This window comes from Paraperlucidibaca wandonensis (assembly GCF_042677145.1).
GTDB classification, from domain to species: Bacteria; Pseudomonadota; Gammaproteobacteria; order Pseudomonadales; family Moraxellaceae; genus Perlucidibaca; species Perlucidibaca wandonensis.
Genome location: NZ_JBHTIT010000002.1, coordinates 55,499 through 74,394 on the forward strand (window position 1 = coordinate 55,499; position 18,896 = coordinate 74,394).

The following is an 18,896-nucleotide window of genomic DNA, read 5'->3' on the forward strand; positions in this document are numbered from 1 at the left end:
CGCAAGCAGGGCATAGATCTCCACTACCAACCATCGTGTGAAATAGGAGATTTATCATGGGCGAACTCAAAAATATCGTTACCGAACAGCAAGACGTTTTAGTGCGTGTTAAAGATGCTGGTCGTCAAGTCGCAATGGCCGGCTTGGGCTTAATCGAAGTGCTGAAAAGCGAAGGCGAAAAGCTACAAGCTATCGACTTCAATGCTAAAGCTGAAGAGCTGAAAGCAAAAGCACTAGAAGTGAAAGAAAAGCTAGTTGCTATCGACGTTAAAGCTGAAGCTGACAAACTGCAATCGGTTGATGTGAAAGCAAAAACTGAAGAGCTGAAAGCTAAAGCACTGGAATTGAAAGGTAAGTTGGCTTCTGTTGATGCCAAAGCTGAACTCGACAAACTGCTGGCCGACGTGCAAAAGCTGTTCAACGAGTTAGTTGCTAAAGGTGAAAAGCGCGCTGCGTAAGCCCGCGTGTTCTGAATGGTAATACCCTTTTTGGGGCGACGTAAGTCGCCCCTTTTTTTTGTCTAAAATTAAGCCATTGCCTCATCTAGACCGTTGAGATGACTGTTGGCGCTTGCGCGTTCTTCATTGCTCAGTGCCTGCCAGCGTTGCAAAAGTACCTGCCACGATTTGGCTGGATATTTCTGTGCCGGCTGGGTGAACTCATGGCCTTGAATATGAGTTGTAAAGGTCTCGCCGTTAGCAGCATTAGCGCGAGCCCATGGCAAGTAAGTGTGCAGCAGCAAGTGATCTAAAAGCGGCGTCAGAGTTGAGGTTAGTTTCGACCATGGCGTGTTATCGCCAACATGGTTATCTGCGCCAGCCATTACCGAATCAACCCAGCGATGAATATTTTTCAATTTAGCTAAGCGCGCACGCGGTGTTGGATCAGTGAGCAGCTCATAAAAAATGCAGGCAAGGCCGAAGTCGGCAAAGGAGATCGCGTCGCCAAAAATAAAGCGATGCTCGCCTAGATGTTGGTCAAGTCGGAGCGCCGTCTCATCTAACTGAGCCTCAATGGCCTCAGCATTATCGCTAGTGCAGCCCAAAGGTTCGCGCCGCGTCATCAAAAAATCCGCTATTTTTTCAGCATAGGCAGTTGGGTCTTGGTCTGGCCCAAGGCTGGCAATCGCGATGCGACGTGATGCATCTATGCGATCGGCTTCATAATTCCAGCGGTAATGAAACATGGCCTTAATAAGCCATTCATCTGCGGCTTCTTCGAGCGCGTAGGCAAGAAAATTCAGCGCTGGGTCGGAAAGTTGGGCGCTAGGGCTAGGATGCGCTTGCTCAAGAAAATTCATGATTGGCGTGGAGTCTTGCAGGCTGTCGCCAGCTGGCGTGACTAGCAATGGAATGATCGGCAGCTTAGCTTTTTCGCGAAAGGCCGGTTCATTGTCTTTATTGCGCACCAACCACTCATACGGCAGGTTTTTATAACGAAGTAGTGCCCGCACTTTTACTGAGTAGGGCGACACGTCAATGCCAAACAGTTGATACATACATCCGCCTATATTCAGACAATCGGTAGGCCTAAGGCTATGGGGTTTTGCTCGTCTATGGAATAGGCTAAGTCCATGCGAATCGTGAGATGAGCTGATAACAATAAAATCAGGAAGATTATTATGAAGAAAATAATGCTGGCCTCGGTGGCTGCGCTTTCACTTAGTACTGCTGCGCAGGCCCAAGCCCAGACCTTATGTATGTATGACCCTATTGGCGCGCAAGGCGCTGCTTACGCACTAGCTAAGGATTACGCCTTAGCGGCGAAACAATGGGGTGCCAAAATTGAGCTGAAGGCATATACCGACGAGCGCGTAGCCGCGGAAGACTTCAAGGCTGGTCAGTGCGACGGCGTTGGCATTACAGGCCTGCGTGGCCGCCAATACAACGCCTATGTCGGCAGTATTGACTCCATCGGTGCCGTGCCTTCATACGACCACTTGCGCACTGTGCTGCAAGTCCTAGCCTCACCGGCTAGCGAAAAATCCATGGTGGTTGGCCAATATGAAGTAGTGGGTATCTTCCCATTGGGCGCAGCCTATGTTTTTGTGCGTGACCGCGCGATCAATTCGATTGAAAAAGCTGCTGGTAAGAAAATTGCCGTTTTAGATTTCGATAAATCACAAGCGCGCATGGTGCAACAACTTGGCGCACAGCCAGTTGCTTCCGACATCACCAACTTCACCACCAAATTTAACAATGGTCAGGTTGATATCGTGGTGGCGCCAGGTATCGCGTTTAAACCATTCGAAATGTACAAAGGCTTGGGCACAAAAGGTGCGATTTATCGTTTCCCATTAGTACAGCTGACTGGCAACTTGATCATCCGCCCCGATCGTTTCCCTGCTGGCTTTGGTGCCAAGTCACGTAAATATATTTTGACGCAGCTTGATACCGCGCAGCGCACCATTAAGCAGGCTGAGGACGGTATTGCTGAAAAATATTGGCTAGACCTCACGGCTGAAGACAAGGCCAAGTACACGTTGATGATGACTGAGGCACGTGTGCAAATGACCAAAGAGGGCTTCTACGATAAGAAGATGTTGAACTTATTGAAAAAGGTTCGCTGCAAGTTTGATGCTGCTGCTGCTGAGTGTGCCAATAACGTTGAGTAAGTTGTTCGGCATAGTTAGTTGAAATAAAAAGCCCACATCGTGGGCTTTTTATTTCGTACTTTATGTGTTTACTGCTTGTGCTGTTCTCGCTTGAGCTTGCGCCATTGCCAAGGCGGCATGCGCTCAGACTCAGGCAATGCCCATAAGCCACGATGATTGGCGCGGGCATCATCTTCGATCTGTATTAGTTCGGGTCGTTTCAAGTATTGGCGATACACCCAAGCATGGCCTTGGCGCACTAATTCGGCATTCACATCTAAACCATCGACATAGACCGTGGCCACTACGCGGCCGTAGCGATCAATGTCGAGTACTTTCAAGCTAATATCGCGGCCATAAACCATTGAAGACAAAGCACGTTTGGCATTATTACCCCAGGGCTGGCCGCGCTCAGGAGTGTCGATTTCAGCTAGGCGTATGCGCTGTTTTTGCGTATCTGCAGTGAGAATGGTCACCGTATCGCCATCGGCTACTTTGATGACGCGACCGGCGGGCTGAGCAGCCGTTTCGGCGCTATACGTAGACTTAGCTTCGCCACACGCTGGCAATGTCAGCAAAAGCGGAAGTAGTAGTGCCAGCCAACGAGCGTGCATAAACAGTAATCCCAGAAAGCAAAAAACCAGCACTAAGGCTGGTTTTGAGCGTGCCATGACGGCGATATGGTGGCTACAGCTGGACTTGAACCAGCGACCCCAGCATTATGAATGCTGTGCTCTAACCAGCTGAGCTATGTAGCCAAATAGGCGGCGAATGTTAGGATTCAGCGTGCATGCTGTCAAGCTGCTGCACGCATCAATTGGCTAAAAACTACGCGTTTGCTGGTTTTTTCTGCGTTAGGGCATCGACTGCAGCTTGCGTCGATAAATGTACCCGCGCCATCGTCAAAGTTTTGAGTAGTGAGGTGGTCGCTAAATGGTCCATTACGGGGCCTTTCACTTCAGCTAAATGCAGCACAACACCAGCATCCTTTAGGCCGTGAGAAATACTTTCTAGCATCTCTAGGCCGCTAGCATCGATTTTGGCCACGCCCGATAAAACAAGCACAACATTTCTCAGCTCATTGGTATTAGCGACCAAATCCATGAGGTGGCTTTCGATCGCAGGCGCATTGGCAAAGTAGATATTTTCATCAATGCGAATGAGCAGTAACGCAGGCCAAGTACTGACTTGGTGGCGTTTAATATTGCGGTAATGCTCCGTGCCTGGCACTTGCCCAACTACAGCAATGTGTGGGTCGCTGGTACTTTGTAGGTAGAGGCCAATGGCCAGCGCCATGCCGATAAGTAGGCCGGGTTCGATGCCAAATGCTAATACACCGATGATGGTGCCGAGCTGAGCAATGCCATCGCGGCGATCATAACGCCAGGTGCTGAATATACTCTTGAAGTCGATGAGCTGAGTTACGGCAACCACGACGATGGCGGCGAGCACGAGCTTCGGCAATGGCGCTAAGGCATCGGTCAAGGCAAAGGCAGCGAGCGCGACCCAAGCGGCGGTGATGATGGCGGCGAGCTGAGTGCGTGCGCCGGCATCGAAGTTGACCATCGAGCGTGAAAATCCACCGGCAACGGGCATGCCACCGCACAGCGAAGCACCGATATTGGTTGCGCCAAGTGCCAGCAACTCTTGATCAGGATCAACACGTTCGCGCCGGCGTATCGCTAAAATACGCGCGACAGAGAGGCTTTCAACATAGCCAATGATGGCGATAAGCAAGGCCGAGCCGATCAATCCTGTCCAGCCGTCTAGCCACAAAAAGCTGATAGATAGTTGCGGCAGGCCTTGCGGGATATCACCGACGATGGCGACATATTGTGCGCCATCAAAATGAGCGGATAGGGCTAAGGCCAGCACGACGATGACTAATGGCATCATGCGTACTGCCAAGGTGGAGCGGCTGGCGGACAGGCCTAAGGCGCTAAGCCAAGCGCTGAGGCGATAGCGCCCAACCAGCAAGAGCCCGAGGGTGGCGCAGGCCGCGATAGCGACAACTGCGCTTGTGCCAGTTAGGCGAGGGAAAATATCGACCATAAAGCCGAAAAAGGCGGCGTGACGATCGCCGGAGACGCCCGTAAGTGCGGGGATTTGCGTGCCAATAATAGTGATCGCTGCTGCCGTACTAAAGCCGCTAAGCACTGGATGACTAACGAAGTATGACAGCCAGCCCAAGCGCAGTAGACCAAAGAGCAGCAAAAATCCGCCCGACAGCAGCGCTAACCAAAGCGCGCCGGCGAGCGCGCGGCTGCTATCGCCATCGGCAAATTGTTGTAGCGCGCTAGCGACCATGACCGCAGCGACTGCGACTGGGCCAACAGCAAGCGTGCGGCTACTGCCCATTAGGGCATAAATTAGCGGCGGCAACACACTAGCGTAGAGGCCGACTTCTGGCGGTAGGCCGGCGAGTAGGGCGTAAGCTAGCGCTTGAGGCACCAGCAAAATTGCCGTGATGGTGCCGGCGAGGGCGTCATCGCGTAGATCGGCGCGCCGATAGTGTTGTAGCCAGCCTGGCAGTAGGCGCATAGAGCCCGCCTTAGAGTGCGTTGAGTGGCAGTTTTAGGTAGGCAACGCCGTTATTTTCAGTGGGTGGGAAATGACCTGCACGAATATTGATTTGGATGGCGGGCAAAATCAGTGTTGGCATGCCCAGTGTGGCGTCGCGCTTGCTGCGCATTTCGACAAACTCGGCCTCGGTGGCACCATCGTGAAGATGGATATTGCTCGCGCGCTGATCGGCTACGGTCGTTTCCCAGCTTGCCTCGCGTGATGCTGGCGGATAGTCGTGGCACATATAGAGGAGGGTGTCGTCGGGCATGCTGAGAATGCGCTGAGCTGATTTATAGAGTGTTTTTGCATTGCCGCCGGGGAAGTCGCAACGCGCCGAGCCAACATCGGGCATAAACAGTGTGTCGCCAACAAAAACTATTTTATTGTCAATAACATAGGCCATGTCTGCAGGTGTATGGCCGGGCACATGAATGGCTTGCGCTGGAATATCGCCGATCATAAAGTTTTCGTCGGGATGAAATAAATGACCAAATTGTGAGCCATCTAAGGCAAAATCAGCATCTAAGTTAAAAATCTTTTGAAACACGCCCTGCACTTGGCGAATGGATTCCCCGATGGCGATGGTGCCACCAAGATGCGTCTGTAAATACGGAGCTGCCGACAGGTGATCCGCATGAGCATGCGTTTCGAGCAGCCATTGCACCGTTAATGTGTGCTCGTGGACGAAGGCGATAAGTTTATCGGCAGATTCAGTGTGCGTGCGACCCGCCTTCGGATCATAGTCAAGCACGGAGTCAATGATGGCGCAGGCGCTTCCTACCCCAGCATGAACGATGTAGCTAACGGTGCTGGTTGCAGTATCAAAAAATGAGGCGACTTGAGTAGACATCTTGAGTTCCTTAAATTCTACAAATTTCGATACTATTGACGAACAATCTACTTGTCAATAAAGTGTTTGTTAAGTGTCTTCATGAGGCTGTTATGGAAACTCATCTATCACCGCAAGCTTTCACGATGCTGCGTGACTCCGCCACCAAGGCCTGCAATTTACTCAAAGTCATGGCAAATGAAGATCGCCTGCTCTTGCTCTGCCAACTAACGCAGGGTGAGCGTAATGTCGGCGAGCTTGAAGCCTTATGTGGCATACGCCAACCCACGCTATCACAACAGCTCGCGGTATTGCGCGAAGAGGGTTTAGTAAACGCCCGCCGCGAAGGTAAGTACATCTTTTATAGCCTAGCCAGCGCGGAAGTTATTTTAGTGATGAACACCATGTCGAGCCTGTACTGTGGTCGCGTGCTAGCTGATATGAAGCGGCACGGTACCCAGTAACAGCGACCTAGCCAAGGGAGATAAGGTGATGAGTACGTGGACACAGCTGAATGCAGAAATGGCAGTTTCCGAGCAATTAGCCGCTCATGAGCTAAGTGAAATTTACGCCGCTGGTTTTCGCAGCGTTATTTGTAATCGCCCAGATGCAGAAGGTGGCGATGCCCAGCCTAGCCAGCACGATATAGCGCAAGCAGCGCAAGCAGTTGGCCTTCAATTCGCTTATTTGCCTCTAGTTCCAGGTCAAATTGGCCTCGACGAAGCACGTGCATTTGCTCAGCTAATCAGCACTATGCCGGGGCCTGTATTGGCTTATTGCCGCACAGGTAATCGCTCGCAAACGGTGTATCAGCTAGCGCAATCACAAAGCCTATTGCCGAGCACGGATGCCGCTCCAAAAGCCACGATTTCAGCCGATTTTGATGTGGTCATCGTCGGTGGCGGCTCTGGTGGTATCGGTGTTGCCGCCAGCTTATTGAAGCGCGACTCATCATTGAGTATCGCGATTATTGAACCTAGCGAATCACACTATTATCAGCCCGCATGGACATTAGTCGGTGGCGGCGCATATGACAGTGCAGATACTGAACGCACCACGGCGTCGGTCATACCGAAGGGTGTGCAGTGGTTACAAGCCGCTGCCTCGCGCTTTATTCCAGACTGCAATCGCGTGGCGCTGGCGGATGGCCGCGAAGTTAGCTATCAGCAGCTGGTTGTGTGCCCAGGCCTAGAGCTGCACTGGGCTGGTATTGAAGGCCTGGAGGAAACACTAGGCGCTAATGGTGTGACTTCAAACTATCGCTTCGATTTAGCGCCCTACACTTGGGAGTTGGTGCAGGAGTTGAAGGGCGGTACCGCGATCTTCAGCCAGCCATCGATGCCTATTAAGTGTGCGGGGGCTCCGCAAAAAGCCATGTATTTGTCCTGCGACCATTGGCTCAAGCAAGGCCGCTTAGCGAATATCAAGGTGGAGTTTTGTAATGCCGGCGCTGTGCTTTTTGGTGTTGCTACGTTTGTCCCGCCTTTGATGCAATATGTTGAGCGCTATGGCATCGACTTGGCATTTAATCATCAGCTAGTGAAAGTAGATGGTCCGGCTAAAACCGCATGGTTTGATGTGACTGGGGCTGATGGCGAAGTCACACGCGTGGAGAAGCGCTTCGATATACTCCACGCCGTGCCGCCACAGCGCTCACCCGATGTTGTGCGCAACAGCCCTCTAGCCAATGCTGCTGGCTGGTGTGAAGTGGATCAGCACACCCTGCAAAGCCAGCGATTTGCCAACGTATTCTCACTTGGTGATGCCTGCTCTGCACCAAACGCGAAAACCATGGCGGCGGTTCGTAAGCAGATCGTTATCGTGGCCGAAAATCTACTGGCTCTTCGCGCTGGTAAGCCGTTGTCGACACTTTATGATGGCTACGGCGCCTGCCCATTAACCGTGGAAAAAGGCAAAGTGGTGATGGCTGAGTTTGGTTTTGGTGGAAAACTATTGCCGACCTTCCCATTGGATCCCGCAGTGCCTCGTCGCAGTCAATGGTTCTTGAAGGCGACAATACTGCCGATGGTGTATTGGAATTTGATGCTAAAAGGCCATGAATGGTTGGCACGACCAAGCAAGTAAGTATTTGCTTGCCTGATCTAACAAAAAAGCCTCGGTGTGAAAACCGAGGCTTTTTTGTATTGCGAGCCGCATGAACTGCTACGGCTTGTAGAGCATTTAAACGTTGAAGCGGAAATGCATCACATCGCCATCTTTAACCAAATATTCTTTGCCTTCTAAACGCCATTTGCCAGCCTCTTTTGCTCCAGCTTCGCCGCGATAGGCGATGAAGTCTTCATAGCCAATAACTTCGGCACGAATAAAGCCTTTTTCGAAGTCGGTATGGATGGCGCTAGCGGCTTTCGGCGCCGTGCATTTTAACGGAATGGTCCACGCGCGAACCTCTTTCACGCCGGCGGTGAAGTAGGTTTGTAAGCTAAGCAGGCCATAACCAGCACGAATGACGCGGTTCAGGCCCGGTTCTTCCATGCCTAAATCAGCCAAGAAAGCGATTTTATCTTCCTCGTCTAGCTCGGCAATTTCGGATTCTAATTTGTTGCAAATAGGCACGACCACCGCATTTTCTTTAGCCGCTAACTCGCGAACCTGGTCGAGCATGGGGTTGTTGTCGAAACCATCTTCGCTAACGTTGGCGATATACATCGTGGGCTTCAGCGTTAAGAAGCCATATGAGCGAATGGTTAACAGCTCTTCCACACTGAGGTCGACGCTGCGCACGGGCAGGCCCTCATCGAGCGCGGGTTTGATTTTTTCTAGCACGGCCTTCAGCGCAATCGACTCTTTATCGCCGCTTTTGGCTTGCTTGGTCACACGCAGCATGGCCTTTTCGACAGCATCAAGGTCGGCCAAAGCAAGTTCGGTGTTAATCACTTCGATGTCATCGATAGGGCTGACGCGGTTAGAAACGTGAATGACATTGTCATCAATAAAGCAGCGCACCACGTGAGCGATGGCATCGGTGCTGCGGATATTGCCTAAAAACTGGTTGCCTAGGCCTTCACCTTTGGACGCGCCAGCAACGAGGCCGGCGATGTCGACGAACTCCATGCTAGTTGGAATGACGCGCTCAGGCTTAACGATTTCCGCTAAGGCATCGAGGCGAGGGTCGGGCATGGGCACTACGCCGGTGTTTGGCTCGATGGTGCAAAACGGAAAGTTTTCCGCGGCAATGCCGGCCTTAGTTAGCGCGTTGAAAAGGGTAGATTTGCCCACATTGGGTAGACCAACAATGCCGCAATTAAATCCCATGATGCTTCCTCTGCGCACTCGCGCGTCAATTCAATTAGTGTCGATTTTAAAGCCGTTTATTCGGTTCATGGCCTTGGCGATGTCGCCAGTAACCATCAATTCGGTGCAGCGTAAGGCCTCATCGAGGGCTTGATCGATGAGTGATTGTTCTGATTGCGGTGCGCGGCCTAAAACAAAGCCAGTGACTTGACTGCTATTGCCAGGATGGCCAATGCCGACGCGCAAGCGATGAAAGCCGGCTTGGTTGCCCAGCGAGGCAATGCTATCGCGCAGGCCGTTGTGACCGCCATGACCACCGCCAGTTTTCAGGCGTATCTGCCCTGGAGCGATATCGAGCTCATCGTGGGCGATTAAGATTTCGGCTGGCGTGAGTTTGTAAAAATTCGCGAGCGCAGCAACAGCTTGGCCCGAGCGATTCATGAAAGTGGTGGGGATGAGTAGCCGTACATCTTCGCCAGCAATGCTCACGCGCGCAGTTAGCCCAAATGCTTTGGCATCGGGGCTTAATGATGTGCGGTGTTGCTCGGCTAAACGCTCAATAAACCACGCGCCAGCATTGTGGCGAGTTTGTGCGTATTGTGCACCGGGGTTGGCGAGGCCAACTAATAGGCGTAAGGCAGTCATGTTTCAGCATCTTTAGGGCAATAAAAGAAAAACGGGGCATAAAGCCCCGCTTTTCTATCACAGCCGGAGAAAGATTACTCGGCTTCGGGCGCAGCTTCAGGTGCAGCGTCATCTTCTGAGGCGGCAGCCACTTTTGGCGCGTGCACGTTGGCAACTGGTTGGTCATGGTCGTGACCCAATGCCAAAGCGAGAATTTCCACGCCTTTTGGCAATACCAAGTTGGACAAATGCAGAGTTGTACCAAGAGCCACGGCAGCCATATCGACTTCGATGAACTCAGGCAGGCTGCCTGGTAAGCAGCTAACTTCCACGTCGTTGATGTAGTGAGTGATTTCACCACCATCTTGCTTCACGCCAACGCATGTATCTTGGTTGGTGAAGTGCAGAGGAACGCGCATGGTCAGTTTTTGTTTCGCATCGACGCGCAAGAAGTCTGCGTGCATCGGTGTGCTTTTCACTGGGTGGCGTTGCAGAGCTTTAATCACGACTTTCTCGGCTTTGCCATCAACAGTGATGGTTAGCACGTGCGAATAAAACGCTTCGTTTTCCAGTGCTTTAACTAGCTGACGCAGCTCAATGCTGATCGACTGAGCGGCAGCTTCGCCACCATAAATAACCGCGGGGACGCGGGCTTCCAAACGACGAAGGCGGCGGCTCGCACCTTTCCCTTCGAGAGTCCGGTTTTGCGCATCAAGCGTAAAAGTTGCTGCGGACATTTTCTGTACTCCGTAAGGCACTGAGCTTGCGACCAGCTCAATGCAAATAACCTGTGATAACTCACAGGGCTTGTAGCAACACGCTACAAATAGGGTTTGCCGTGCTTAAAACAACTCAAACATGGCGCTAATGGATTCTTCGTTATTGATGCGGCGCAGGGTTTCTGCAAGCAGCGCGGATAACGACAACTGACGAATACGGCCACAAGCCAATGCAGCATCTGACAGCGGGATGGTGTCGGTGACGACTAGCTCATCTAGCTGCGACTTATTGATATTGTCGATGGCTGGGCCTGACAAAATCGCATGGGTGCTGTAGGCAACAACGCGGTTGGCGCCATTCTCTTTCAGAGCCGCAGCGGCTTTGCACAATGTGCCGGCGGTGTCGACCATGTCATCAACAATTATGCAGTCGCGGCCTTTAACTTCGCCAATGATGTGCATTACTTGCGACTCATTGGCTTTCGGGCGGCGCTTATCGATGATGGCTAAGTCGGCATCGTCGAGCTGTTTGGCGACGGCGCGAGCACGAACTACACCACCAACATCTGGAGACACGATGACGAGGTTTTTGTAGTTCTGGCGTTCGATATCGGCGACTAATACGGGTGAGCCGTAGATATTGTCGACTGGGATATCGAAGAAGCCTTGAATTTGATCAGCGTGTAGGTCGACAGTCAGCACGCGGTCGATACCGACAGTGGTGAGCATGTCAGCAACTACTTTTGCTGTGATGGGTACACGCGCCGAACGCACGCGGCGATCTTGGCGGGCATAACCGAAATAGGGGATGACGGCGGTGATGCGGCCGGCACTGGCGCGACGCAGAGCATCGGCCATGACAATCAATTCCATCAGATTGTCGTTGGTTGGTGCGCAAGTCGATTGCAAGATGAACACATCTTTGCCACGAACATTGTCATTGATCTCAACAGCGATTTCGCCATCGGAAAATGTACCAACGTGAGCGAGGCCCAGAGGGATATGCAGATGATTAACGACTTTACGCGCAAGCTCAGGGTTGGCGTTGCCGGTGAATACGACGAGATTGGGCATGATTCCAGTCAACTCAGCCTGAGAGAGATGGCAGGGGCGGCTGGATTCGAACCAACGCATGGCGGGATCAAAACCCGCTGCCTTACCGCTTGGCGACGCCCCTATATTCGATGCATCCGAAGCCAATGATCGAGCGCTGTATGCGCCGACGATCGATTTTGGCCTCGGCAGATAAAGCCGTTGACTGGACTGGCGCTGAGTATATCAGCAGCCTGACCTTGACTGGAACAGGCGAGGAAAACACAAGCACCAGTGCCTGTCATTTTCGCCACACCATGCTGAGTCAGCCAATGTAACGCTTCATCTACAGCAGGAGCCAAGGTTCTGACAACTTTTTCGAAGTCGTTTCGAGTGACCCCTGCGTTGAGGTCGCGCAGTTTAATGGCCTCGCTATGTCGAGTCAACAGGGGATGGCGAAAAGCTTCTGCTGTTGATACATGCGCCTCGGGCGTGAGCACGACATACCACGGTTCATCGGGCTCGATGGCCGTGAGTAGCTCGCCAACACCTTCTGCCCAGGCCGCATGACCATGCACAAAAACTGGCACGTCGGCGCCAAGTTTTAGGCCTAAAGCCGCTAATTCATTGAGGTTGAGCTGAGTTTCCCAAAGTGTGTTTAGCGCCAATAGCGTAGTCGCTGCATCGGATGAGCCGCCACCTAAGCCGCCGCCCATGGGTAGGCGTTTATCGAGCCTTATATTGGCGCCAAGGGTGCAATTGGTGGCTTCACGCAGCGCAGTGGCGGCGCGAATGATCAAATTATCGGCACTTAAAACACCATCGATGTCGGGAGATAGCGTTAATTGGCCATCGTGGCGTAGTGAAAAATGCAATATGTCGGCACTGTCGATGAATTGAAACGCTGTTTGTAAGGTGTGATAGCCATCATCACGGCGGCCGGTAATGTGCAGAAATAGGTTCAGTTTCGCCGGTGCAGGCAGTGTTATTTCGTGCGCGCTCATGCTGAGGCTTTCGCCTGCCAGCGCTGAATAAATAGCAAAATACGATTTTTGCCCTGAGTCAGCAGCAATCGTTGCGGGATGCGATAGCCATCTTGCACTTGCTCGCTGAGTACGCGGATATTCCAGCCATGCTCTTGGAACTCGCGCACACCAGCCTCGCCGCTAAGCGTGGTGATGGTAGTGAGAGGATCTTGTGGCCAGCCGCTGAGCCAGTCGTTGAGTAGATCGATTGGCAACGGTACGCCGGTAATTGCCTGCGTTAGCAGGTCGGGGCGATCGGATTCGTGGCGGCCTAGCCAGCCATTATCTAAAACTAAGTTGCCATCGCGGCCGGTGAGCGTGGTGTAGCCCTGGTTTAGCGGTCCGGCGGCGCTGGCGTCGAAGTCTTTGCCGGTGCGCTTCCAGTTATATGTCGCGGTGATGCTATTGCCCAAAAATGTCACGCCGGCTTTGCCTTCTGCTTGCCATTGCGTCAGGCCGCGGGCACTAGCGGCTGCTTCTATTACCTCTGGCGCCTCCACGACTGGGCCGCGAGTAACGCAACCTGAAAGCAGGGCGGCCGCTATTAGCGTAAATAGTGCAGAGCGGGAAAAGTTCAAAGCTATCATCTGCGGCACGCCTCTAAGGCTTTAGGTAGGCGTCGATGGTAGCAAAAAGGCTTTGCGTCGGGTGAGCCCGTAACATTTGTCTTTAAACGCGCTATCCCTCACAATTTGTGGCTATTTTCCGGGGTATCCGGCTCAGGGTTCGGCATGGCGCTGTTGGCATTCGGCATTAATCACAAGACGGCATCGGTCGCCCTACGTGAGCGCGCGGCGTTTGCGCCGGAGGCGTTGGGTCAAGCCTTGCGTGATGCCCGCCAATTCGCTGGCCTCGATGAGGTCGCGATCTTGTCGACGTGTAATCGCACTGAATTCTATGGCGCGGCTGATCCCGAGCGCATGCAAGCCGTGCGGCAATGGCTGACTGAGTCGCGCGGCATTAGCGATGCTGAACTTGACGCCGTTTGGTATGTCCACGAGGGCGAGGCTGCGATGCGCCACGCCATGCGTGTGGCCTCTGGGCTGGACTCGATGGTGCTCGGCGAGCCACAAATTTTCGGCCAAATGAAAACAGCCTGGAGCGAGGCGATTGCTGCTGGTACAGCTGGCGGCGCGCTAGACAAGCTATTTCAAGGCACATTCGCTGCCGCCAAAGCTGTGCGAAGTAAGACCGCGCTTGGTGCTAGTCCTGTTTCCATTGGTTTTGCCGCTGTCACCTTAGCGCGCCAAGTATTTGAGTCATTGGCACAAACACCCACGCTCTTGGTTGGTGCTGGCGAAATGAACTCATTAGTCGCTAAGCATCTGCGCGAGCAGGGCGTGGCAGAGCTGATGATTGTTAATCGTACCTTGGCAAATGCCGAGGTAGTGGCGCAAGACGTTGACGCCGAAGCCATGCCATGGTCGTGCCTACAAGATGCTCTGGCGCGCGCTGGCGTGGTGATTAGCTGCACCGGTAGCAGCGAGGCGGTTATTACTCGCGCCATGGTCAAGCAGGCGTTGAAAGAGCGGCGCCAACAACCAATGCTGCTGATCGACATCGCTGTGCCGCGTGATATCGAACCATCGGTGGCCGAGCTCGATGATGTTTTTTTATATACCGTGGATGACCTGCAATCGGTCATCGATACTGGTTGGCGTAACCGGCAGGCGGCAGCAGTCGATGCCGAGCGCTTGATTGACCAGCATGTACAGCAGTTTGCTGAGCAGCAACGCGTGGCTGAAGCAGCCGTGGCGCTAATTCGCCAAGTGCGCGGACGCGCCGCCGATATGGCCGATATTGAGCGCCAAAAAGCTTTAGAGCAGCTGCGCCGAGGCGCCGACCCTGAAGCCGTATTGGCGCGTTTGCAGCACAACCTAATGAATAAGTGGTTGCACGCGCCGACTGTCAGCTTGCGCCAGCTTGCGGCTAGCAATAACGCTGAGGGCTTGCAGCTAGTAGCGCAGGCTATGGGCGTGAAACCTGAAGATACTCCTGTTAATTCGTCAGAGACTGCATCTAACTCATGAAAGCAGCACTACTTTCCCGTCTTGATCAGCTTGCCGAACGCTTTGAAGAGCTGAATGCGCTCTTGTCCGATGCTGGTGTCATTGCTGATCAAAACCAGTTTCGTAAACTCTCGCGCGAGCATGCTGAGCTTGAGCCCGTGGTGGCCGCACTAGCAGCGTATCGCCGTGCCGAGCAGCAACGCGCCGATGCCAAAGCATTACTATCGGATCCAGATTTTCGTGAATTAGCGGAAATGGACATTGCCGATATGGATGCCGAATTAGTCCGCATCAGCGAAGATTTACAGCGTCTGATGGTGCCACGCGATCCCAATGACAATGGCAATGTGTGGCTCGAGGTTCGCGCTGGTACCGGTGGCGATGAGGCCGCGATTTTTGCCGGCGACTTATTTCGTATGTATAGCCGCTTTGCCGAGCGCCAAGGTTGGCGGATCGAGATTGTCTCTAGTAACGAGGGCGAGCATGGCGGCTATAAAGAAGTGATTTCGCGCGTCTCTGGCGAGTCCGTTTATGCCTCTTTGAAGTTTGAGTCTGGTGCGCACCGCGTGCAGCGTGTGCCTGCAACTGAATCACAAGGCCGCGTGCACACTTCGGCTTGCACCGTGGCGGTGATGCCGGAAGCGCCAGAGCTGGAAGCCATCGAGATTAATGCCGGTGACTTGCGCATCGATACTTATCGCGCCAGTGGTGCTGGCGGGCAGCACATCAACAAAACCGATTCGGCGGTGCGCGTAACGCACATTCCAACGGGTGTGGTGGTTGAGTGCCAAGATGAGCGCTCGCAGCACAAAAATAAAGCCCGCGCACTGTCGTTATTATCGGCAAAGCTGCATGCGGCGCAGCAGGCTGAGGCGCAGTTGGCCTCGTCGACCATGCGCCGTGATCTTGTCGGCAGCGGTGATCGTTCTGAGCGCATTCGCACCTATAATTTTCCGCAAGGCCGCATGAGCGATCACCGCATCAACCTCACGCTATATCGTCTCGATGAGATCATGAATGGCGATTTAACTGAGCTGCTGAATGCATTGGCGACTGAGCATCAAGCCGATCAGTTGGCTGCGATGGCGGAGACTTTGTGATCCGATCATTGAGCAAGATACTCATTGTAGGCTTGACTCAGTTACCGCCATTTCCACCTGTCGATGAATCTCCACAACGCAATGCCTAGCAATAGCGCAGCAACTATAACTCTCGAGCAATGGCTTAAAGCTGCGACGGCGACATTGGCACAAAGCTTGGCGTGGCAGCCAGTTAGCGGCGATGCCGTGAGTGCTCGCCGCGAGGCCAGCTCGGTCTTGCTGGCCGCCATCGGGAAGACGCATGCTTGGCTTTTAACTTGGCCTGATGCTTGTTTGAGCACTGATGAGCTAGCGCGGGCGGATGCGTGGTTGGCGAGGCGCGCCGCCGGTGAACCTTTGGCCTATTTGCGCGGTGAGCAAGAGTTTTGGTCATTATCGCTTCAAGTAGCACCGGGCATTTTAGTGCCGCGTGCCGATACCGAATGTTTGGTCGAGCAAGCGCTATTACGTATTGCTAGCGCTGGCGCTGTGCGTGTCTTAGATCTGGGCACTGGTTCCGGCGCTATTGCTTTGGCCATTGCGCATGAGCGCCGGCAAGCGCAGGTGTTTGCGGCCGATCGCAGTGCCTTGGCGGTGGCTGTGGCGCAGACAAATGCCGCACGATTGAGCTTGGCGCTGAGTTGCCGTGAGAGTGATTGGTTTAGCGCATTTGCTGGTGATCGCTTCGATGTCATTGTTAGTAACCCACCGTATATTGCCGAGGATGACCCGCACTTGGCAGCGCTGAAGTTCGAACCAATACAGGCCTTGGCGGCGGCCGATTTCGGCCTTGCCGACTTACGCGAAATCATCATGCAGGCGCCGAAGCATCTGAGCATGAATGGATATTTATTGCTCGAGCATGGCCACGATCAAGCAGCAGCAGTACGCGAGTTGTTGCAGCAAGCAGGCTTTGTCGATGTTTGCTCGACGCGGGATTTTGGCGGTAATGAGCGCGTGACTGGCGGGCGTTGGACTGGAGTATCAGATGATGACGCATGAGCTAAGCGATGCCGAACTGCTGCGCTACCATCGGCAAATTCTATTGCCGAGCTGGGATATCGCCGCGCAACAGAAGCTGCGTGCCGCCACCGTATTGGTGCTAGGCCTTGGCGGCCTTGGCTGCCCTGTGGCGCAATACCTTGCCGCTGCAGGCGTTGGTCGTTTAATTTTGCTCGATGACGACCGTGTCGATATCAGTAATTTGCAGCGCCAACCCTTGCACGGTGAAGCCGATGTTGGCCGCTTAAAAGTCGAGTCAGCCGCAGCCTCGCTAAAGGCGTTAAACCCATTGGTAGAAATTGTGACTGTGGCCGCGAGAGCCGACGCCGCCCTGCTCGCACGATGGATGCCGGAGGTCGCAGTGGTGGCCGATTGCTGCGATAATTTCAGTACGCGAGATCTTATCAACGCTAGCGCGTGGGCGGCGCAAGTGCCGGTAGTGTCGGCAGCGGCCATTGCCTGGCAGGGTCAGCTCAGCGTGTTTGATGCCCGCGATGCTAAGTCGCCATGCTATCGCTGTCTTTATCCAGACAGCCTCGATGCCGAGCAGACCTGCAACGATGTCGGCGTTATGGCGAGCACCGTGGCGGTAATGGGCAGCTTACAAGCCAATGAAATTTTGAAGCTAATCGCAGGAGTTGGTAGCAATCTCTGCGGTAAGTTGTTGTTGTGGGATGGCCATCAGGCGAACATGCGCACACTGCGCATCCCGCGTGATGTGGCTTGTCCCGTGTGTTCTTCTACGTAATTTGTTTTCGGAGTGATGTGACATGAACCCTTATGCGAGCTGGCGCCATGCCTTAAAAGGCGTGTTTCGAATTGGTCAAACGACCTCGATTATTGCCGCAACGGGATTTGCTTGGGCGACCGGTGACCGCTTGCCTACGCCGCGTGTGCTGCGCCTAACCTTCGAGCGACTGGGCGCAACTTACGTGAAATTGGGTCAGTTTATTGCTAGCTCGCCGTCATTGTTTCCCGCCGAATACGTCACTGAATTTCAGCATTGCTTAGATAAAACTGAGCCGCTGTCGTTTGAGATTATGCGTGATGTGTTAGAGCGCGAACTCAAGCGCCCAATGCACGAAGTCTTCAGCGAAGTCGATGAGATTCCGCTGGCATCGGCATCAATTGCCCAAGTTCATGCCGCGAAATTGATTACCGGTGAGTCGGTGGTGATCAAGATTCAGAAGCCCGGTGTTGAACAGGTTCTGCTCACCGACCTGAACTTTTTATACGTCACCGCGCTGCTATTAGAGCGCGTGCTGCCAAAACTGAAGTTTGCTTCGCTGTCGGGTATCGTCAGTGAAATTCAAGGCTGCATGATGGAAGAGGTCGACTTTTATAAGGAGGCGCGCAACGTTGAGCAGTTCCGCGCTTACTTAGAGGCTACGGGCAATACGCAGGCGACTGCGCCACGGATTTATCCCGAGGCATCAAGCCTGCGCGTGCTGACTATGGAGCGTTTCTATGGCGTGCCATTGACCGATCTTGAAACCATTCGCAAATATACGCGTGACCCAGCAGGCACATTAGTGGCTGCGCTCAACACGTGGTTTTCTAGTCTGATGCTCTGTGAAAGTTTCCACGCCGACTTGCACGCCGGCAACCTCATGGTGCTCACCGATGGCCGCCTTGGCTTTATCGACTTCGGCATCGTGGGTCGCATTGCGCCCGATACCTGGACGGCGACGATGGCATTCATCGAGTCATTAGGCGATGGCGACTTTAAGAAAATGGCCGAGAGCATGGCATTGATTGGCATGACCAAACGCAAGGTCGATAACGCCCAACTTGCGCTAGACCTTGAGGCTATTTACGGCGCCGCAACCACGGTTGACCCCTTAAGCATTGGCGGTGCCATGGCTAATGACAACGAGATCAATAAGCTCATGCTGGAGATTGTCGCTGTTGGTGAGCGCCACGGTATTCGCTTCCCTCGTGCCTTCGCTCTGTTGCTGAAGCAAATGCTTTACTTTGATAGGTATATTCGTATTTTGGCGCCTGATATGAATCTTTTCGACGATGATCGCATCAGCTTTCTTGGCGATGACAGTGGTGGTCATAAACTGTTGCACTGATTCGCTAACGTGAAGTGATTAAAAAAGCCCGCATCTGCGGGCTTTTTATTGCCTGTATTTTGTACTAGATGTGCAAGCTTACATGTCTG

Annotated in this window: 19 protein-coding genes and 2 tRNA genes; 9 read left to right on the forward strand and 12 right to left on the reverse strand. The window is 53.3% G+C overall.

Annotated elements, in window-relative coordinates:
* The first annotated feature begins 56 nt into the window (after positions 1–56).
* On the forward strand, positions 57–458 hold the full coding sequence (locus ACFQ0F_RS11390; protein WP_340674482.1) for a hypothetical protein: 402 nt from the start codon (positions 57–59) through the stop codon (positions 456–458).
* Positions 459–526: 68 nt separating this feature from the next.
* Here ACFQ0F_RS11390 and ACFQ0F_RS11395 read toward each other — a convergent pair whose 3' ends face one another.
* Positions 527–1,498 carry a glutathione S-transferase family protein gene (locus ACFQ0F_RS11395; RefSeq protein WP_379072312.1) on the reverse strand — a complete coding sequence of 324 codons (972 nt, stop codon included), beginning with the start codon at positions 1,496–1,498 and terminating at the stop codon, positions 527–529.
* A 123-nt stretch (positions 1,499–1,621) separates the two neighbouring features.
* Between ACFQ0F_RS11395 and ACFQ0F_RS11400 the strand changes: the two genes are divergently transcribed.
* Entirely contained in the window at positions 1,622–2,614 is a 993-nt protein-coding gene (locus ACFQ0F_RS11400) for a putative solute-binding protein (protein ID WP_340674480.1), read from the forward strand.
* A 68-nt stretch (positions 2,615–2,682) separates the two neighbouring features.
* Here the strand turns inward: ACFQ0F_RS11400 and ACFQ0F_RS11405 are convergent, their stop codons facing one another.
* The 4 genes from ACFQ0F_RS11405 to ACFQ0F_RS11420 form a co-directional block, all read right to left on the reverse strand.
* The gene (locus ACFQ0F_RS11405) at positions 2,683–3,207 is read right to left on the reverse strand and encodes a thermonuclease family protein (RefSeq protein WP_379072317.1); all 525 of its coding nucleotides are present in this window, start codon (positions 3,205–3,207) and stop codon (positions 2,683–2,685) included.
* A gap of 67 nt (positions 3,208–3,274) precedes the next feature.
* A tRNA-Met gene (locus ACFQ0F_RS11410) sits at positions 3,275–3,351 on the reverse strand.
* A 70-nt stretch (positions 3,352–3,421) separates the two neighbouring features.
* Positions 3,422–5,134, reverse strand: a complete 1,713-nt coding sequence (locus ACFQ0F_RS11415; protein ID WP_379072320.1) for a SulP family inorganic anion transporter — start codon at positions 5,132–5,134, stop codon at positions 3,422–3,424.
* A gap of 10 nt (positions 5,135–5,144) precedes the next feature.
* Positions 5,145–6,008 (reverse strand): MBL fold metallo-hydrolase, encoded by an 864-nt coding sequence (locus tag ACFQ0F_RS11420; protein WP_379072323.1) that lies wholly within the window; start codon positions 6,006–6,008, stop codon positions 5,145–5,147.
* Positions 6,009–6,100: 92 nt separating this feature from the next.
* Here ACFQ0F_RS11420 and ACFQ0F_RS11425 point away from each other — a divergent pair, with 92 nt between their 5' ends.
* Positions 6,101–6,451: an ArsR/SmtB family transcription factor gene (locus ACFQ0F_RS11425; RefSeq protein WP_379072326.1), complete on the forward strand. Its 351-nt coding sequence runs from the start codon at positions 6,101–6,103 to the stop codon at positions 6,449–6,451.
* A 28-nt stretch (positions 6,452–6,479) separates the two neighbouring features.
* Positions 6,480–8,072, forward strand: coding sequence for a TIGR01244 family sulfur transferase (locus ACFQ0F_RS11430; protein WP_379072329.1), 1,593 nt, complete (start codon positions 6,480–6,482; stop codon positions 8,070–8,072).
* A gap of 96 nt (positions 8,073–8,168) precedes the next feature.
* Here the strand turns inward: ACFQ0F_RS11430 and ychF are convergent, their stop codons facing one another.
* The 7 genes from ychF to lolB all read right to left on the reverse strand — a co-directional run bounded on the left by ychF (position 8,169) and on the right by lolB (position 13,226).
* Positions 8,169–9,260: a redox-regulated ATPase YchF gene (ychF, locus tag ACFQ0F_RS11435; RefSeq protein ID WP_379072332.1), complete on the reverse strand. Its 1,092-nt coding sequence runs from the start codon at positions 9,258–9,260 to the stop codon at positions 8,169–8,171.
* 30 nt (positions 9,261–9,290) lie between these two features.
* Positions 9,291–9,884: an aminoacyl-tRNA hydrolase gene (pth, locus tag ACFQ0F_RS11440; protein ID WP_379072335.1), complete on the reverse strand. Its 594-nt coding sequence runs from the start codon at positions 9,882–9,884 to the stop codon at positions 9,291–9,293.
* A 74-nt stretch (positions 9,885–9,958) separates the two neighbouring features.
* A complete protein-coding gene (locus ACFQ0F_RS11445) occupies positions 9,959–10,600 on the reverse strand; it encodes a 50S ribosomal protein L25/general stress protein Ctc (protein WP_379072338.1) in 642 nt (213 codons plus the stop codon).
* A gap of 105 nt (positions 10,601–10,705) precedes the next feature.
* Complete coding sequence (locus ACFQ0F_RS11450; protein WP_379072441.1) at positions 10,706–11,656, reverse strand: ribose-phosphate diphosphokinase; 951 nt, start codon at positions 11,654–11,656, stop codon at positions 10,706–10,708.
* 28 nt (positions 11,657–11,684) lie between these two features.
* Positions 11,685–11,759 (reverse strand) — tRNA-Gln (locus tag ACFQ0F_RS11455).
* On the reverse strand, positions 11,758–12,618 hold the full coding sequence (ispE, locus tag ACFQ0F_RS11460; protein WP_379072341.1) for a 4-(cytidine 5'-diphospho)-2-C-methyl-D-erythritol kinase: 861 nt from the start codon (positions 12,616–12,618) through the stop codon (positions 11,758–11,760). Before ispE ends, ACFQ0F_RS11455 begins: the two co-directional genes overlap by 2 nt.
* Positions 12,615–13,226 (reverse strand): lipoprotein insertase outer membrane protein LolB, encoded by a 612-nt coding sequence (lolB, locus tag ACFQ0F_RS11465; RefSeq protein ID WP_379072344.1) that lies wholly within the window; start codon positions 13,224–13,226, stop codon positions 12,615–12,617. Before lolB ends, ispE begins: the two co-directional genes overlap by 4 nt.
* A 144-nt stretch (positions 13,227–13,370) precedes the next feature.
* Here lolB and hemA point away from each other — a divergent pair, with 144 nt between their 5' ends.
* The 5 genes from hemA to ACFQ0F_RS11490 all read left to right on the forward strand — a co-directional run bounded on the left by hemA (position 13,371) and on the right by ACFQ0F_RS11490 (position 18,807).
* Positions 13,371–14,669 carry a glutamyl-tRNA reductase gene (gene hemA, locus ACFQ0F_RS11470; RefSeq protein WP_379072347.1) on the forward strand — a complete coding sequence of 433 codons (1,299 nt, stop codon included), beginning with the start codon at positions 13,371–13,373 and terminating at the stop codon, positions 14,667–14,669.
* Positions 14,666–15,748 carry a peptide chain release factor 1 gene (gene prfA, locus ACFQ0F_RS11475; protein ID WP_379072350.1) on the forward strand — a complete coding sequence of 361 codons (1,083 nt, stop codon included), beginning with the start codon at positions 14,666–14,668 and terminating at the stop codon, positions 15,746–15,748. Before hemA ends, prfA begins: the two co-directional genes overlap by 4 nt.
* A gap of 63 nt (positions 15,749–15,811) precedes the next feature.
* On the forward strand, positions 15,812–16,729 hold the full coding sequence (prmC, locus tag ACFQ0F_RS11480) for a peptide chain release factor N(5)-glutamine methyltransferase (RefSeq protein ID WP_379072353.1): 918 nt from the start codon (positions 15,812–15,814) through the stop codon (positions 16,727–16,729).
* Entirely contained in the window at positions 16,716–17,477 is a 762-nt protein-coding gene (locus ACFQ0F_RS11485; RefSeq protein WP_379072356.1) for a HesA/MoeB/ThiF family protein, read from the forward strand. The genes prmC and ACFQ0F_RS11485 overlap by 14 nt, the downstream gene beginning before the upstream one ends.
* Before the next feature lie 22 nt (positions 17,478–17,499).
* On the forward strand, positions 17,500–18,807 hold the full coding sequence (locus tag ACFQ0F_RS11490) for an ABC1 kinase family protein (protein ID WP_379072359.1): 1,308 nt from the start codon (positions 17,500–17,502) through the stop codon (positions 18,805–18,807).
* Positions 18,808–18,896 lie beyond the last annotated feature (89 nt).

Excerpts from the sequence above, each read along its gene's own strand:
- prmC (WP_379072353.1), top strand. The coding sequence starts at position 15,812 with ATGAATCTCCACAACGCAATGCCTAGCAATAGCGCAGCAACTATAACT.
- ACFQ0F_RS11450 (WP_379072441.1), bottom strand. The coding sequence starts at position 11,656 with ATGCCCAATCTCGTCGTATTCACCGGCAACGCCAACCCTGAGCTTGCG.
- ACFQ0F_RS11395 (WP_379072312.1), bottom strand. The coding sequence starts at position 1,498 with ATGTATCAACTGTTTGGCATTGACGTGTCGCCCTACTCAGTAAAAGTG.
- ACFQ0F_RS11400 (WP_340674480.1), top strand. The coding sequence starts at position 1,622 with ATGAAGAAAATAATGCTGGCCTCGGTGGCTGCGCTTTCACTTAGTACT.
- prfA (WP_379072350.1), top strand. The coding sequence starts at position 14,666 with ATGAAAGCAGCACTACTTTCCCGTCTTGATCAGCTTGCCGAACGCTTT.
- ACFQ0F_RS11490 (WP_379072359.1), top strand. The coding sequence starts at position 17,500 with ATGAACCCTTATGCGAGCTGGCGCCATGCCTTAAAAGGCGTGTTTCGA.
- ACFQ0F_RS11430 (WP_379072329.1), top strand. The coding sequence starts at position 6,480 with ATGAGTACGTGGACACAGCTGAATGCAGAAATGGCAGTTTCCGAGCAA.
- ACFQ0F_RS11415 (WP_379072320.1), bottom strand. The coding sequence starts at position 5,134 with ATGCGCCTACTGCCAGGCTGGCTACAACACTATCGGCGCGCCGATCTA.
- ACFQ0F_RS11405 (WP_379072317.1), bottom strand. The coding sequence starts at position 3,207 with ATGCACGCTCGTTGGCTGGCACTACTACTTCCGCTTTTGCTGACATTG.
- ACFQ0F_RS11425 (WP_379072326.1), top strand. The coding sequence starts at position 6,101 with ATGGAAACTCATCTATCACCGCAAGCTTTCACGATGCTGCGTGACTCC.
- pth (WP_379072335.1), bottom strand. The coding sequence starts at position 9,884 with ATGACTGCCTTACGCCTATTAGTTGGCCTCGCCAACCCCGGTGCACAA.
- lolB (WP_379072344.1), bottom strand. The coding sequence starts at position 13,226 with ATGATAGCTTTGAACTTTTCCCGCTCTGCACTATTTACGCTAATAGCG.
- ACFQ0F_RS11445 (WP_379072338.1), bottom strand. The coding sequence starts at position 10,600 with ATGTCCGCAGCAACTTTTACGCTTGATGCGCAAAACCGGACTCTCGAA.
- ACFQ0F_RS11485 (WP_379072356.1), top strand. The coding sequence starts at position 16,716 with ATGATGACGCATGAGCTAAGCGATGCCGAACTGCTGCGCTACCATCGG.
- hemA (WP_379072347.1), top strand. The coding sequence starts at position 13,371 with ATGGCGCTGTTGGCATTCGGCATTAATCACAAGACGGCATCGGTCGCC.
- ychF (WP_379072332.1), bottom strand. The coding sequence starts at position 9,260 with ATGGGATTTAATTGCGGCATTGTTGGTCTACCCAATGTGGGCAAATCT.
- ACFQ0F_RS11420 (WP_379072323.1), bottom strand. The coding sequence starts at position 6,008 with ATGTCTACTCAAGTCGCCTCATTTTTTGATACTGCAACCAGCACCGTT.
- ACFQ0F_RS11390 (WP_340674482.1), top strand. The coding sequence starts at position 57 with ATGGGCGAACTCAAAAATATCGTTACCGAACAGCAAGACGTTTTAGTG.
- ispE (WP_379072341.1), bottom strand. The coding sequence starts at position 12,618 with ATGAGCGCGCACGAAATAACACTGCCTGCACCGGCGAAACTGAACCTA.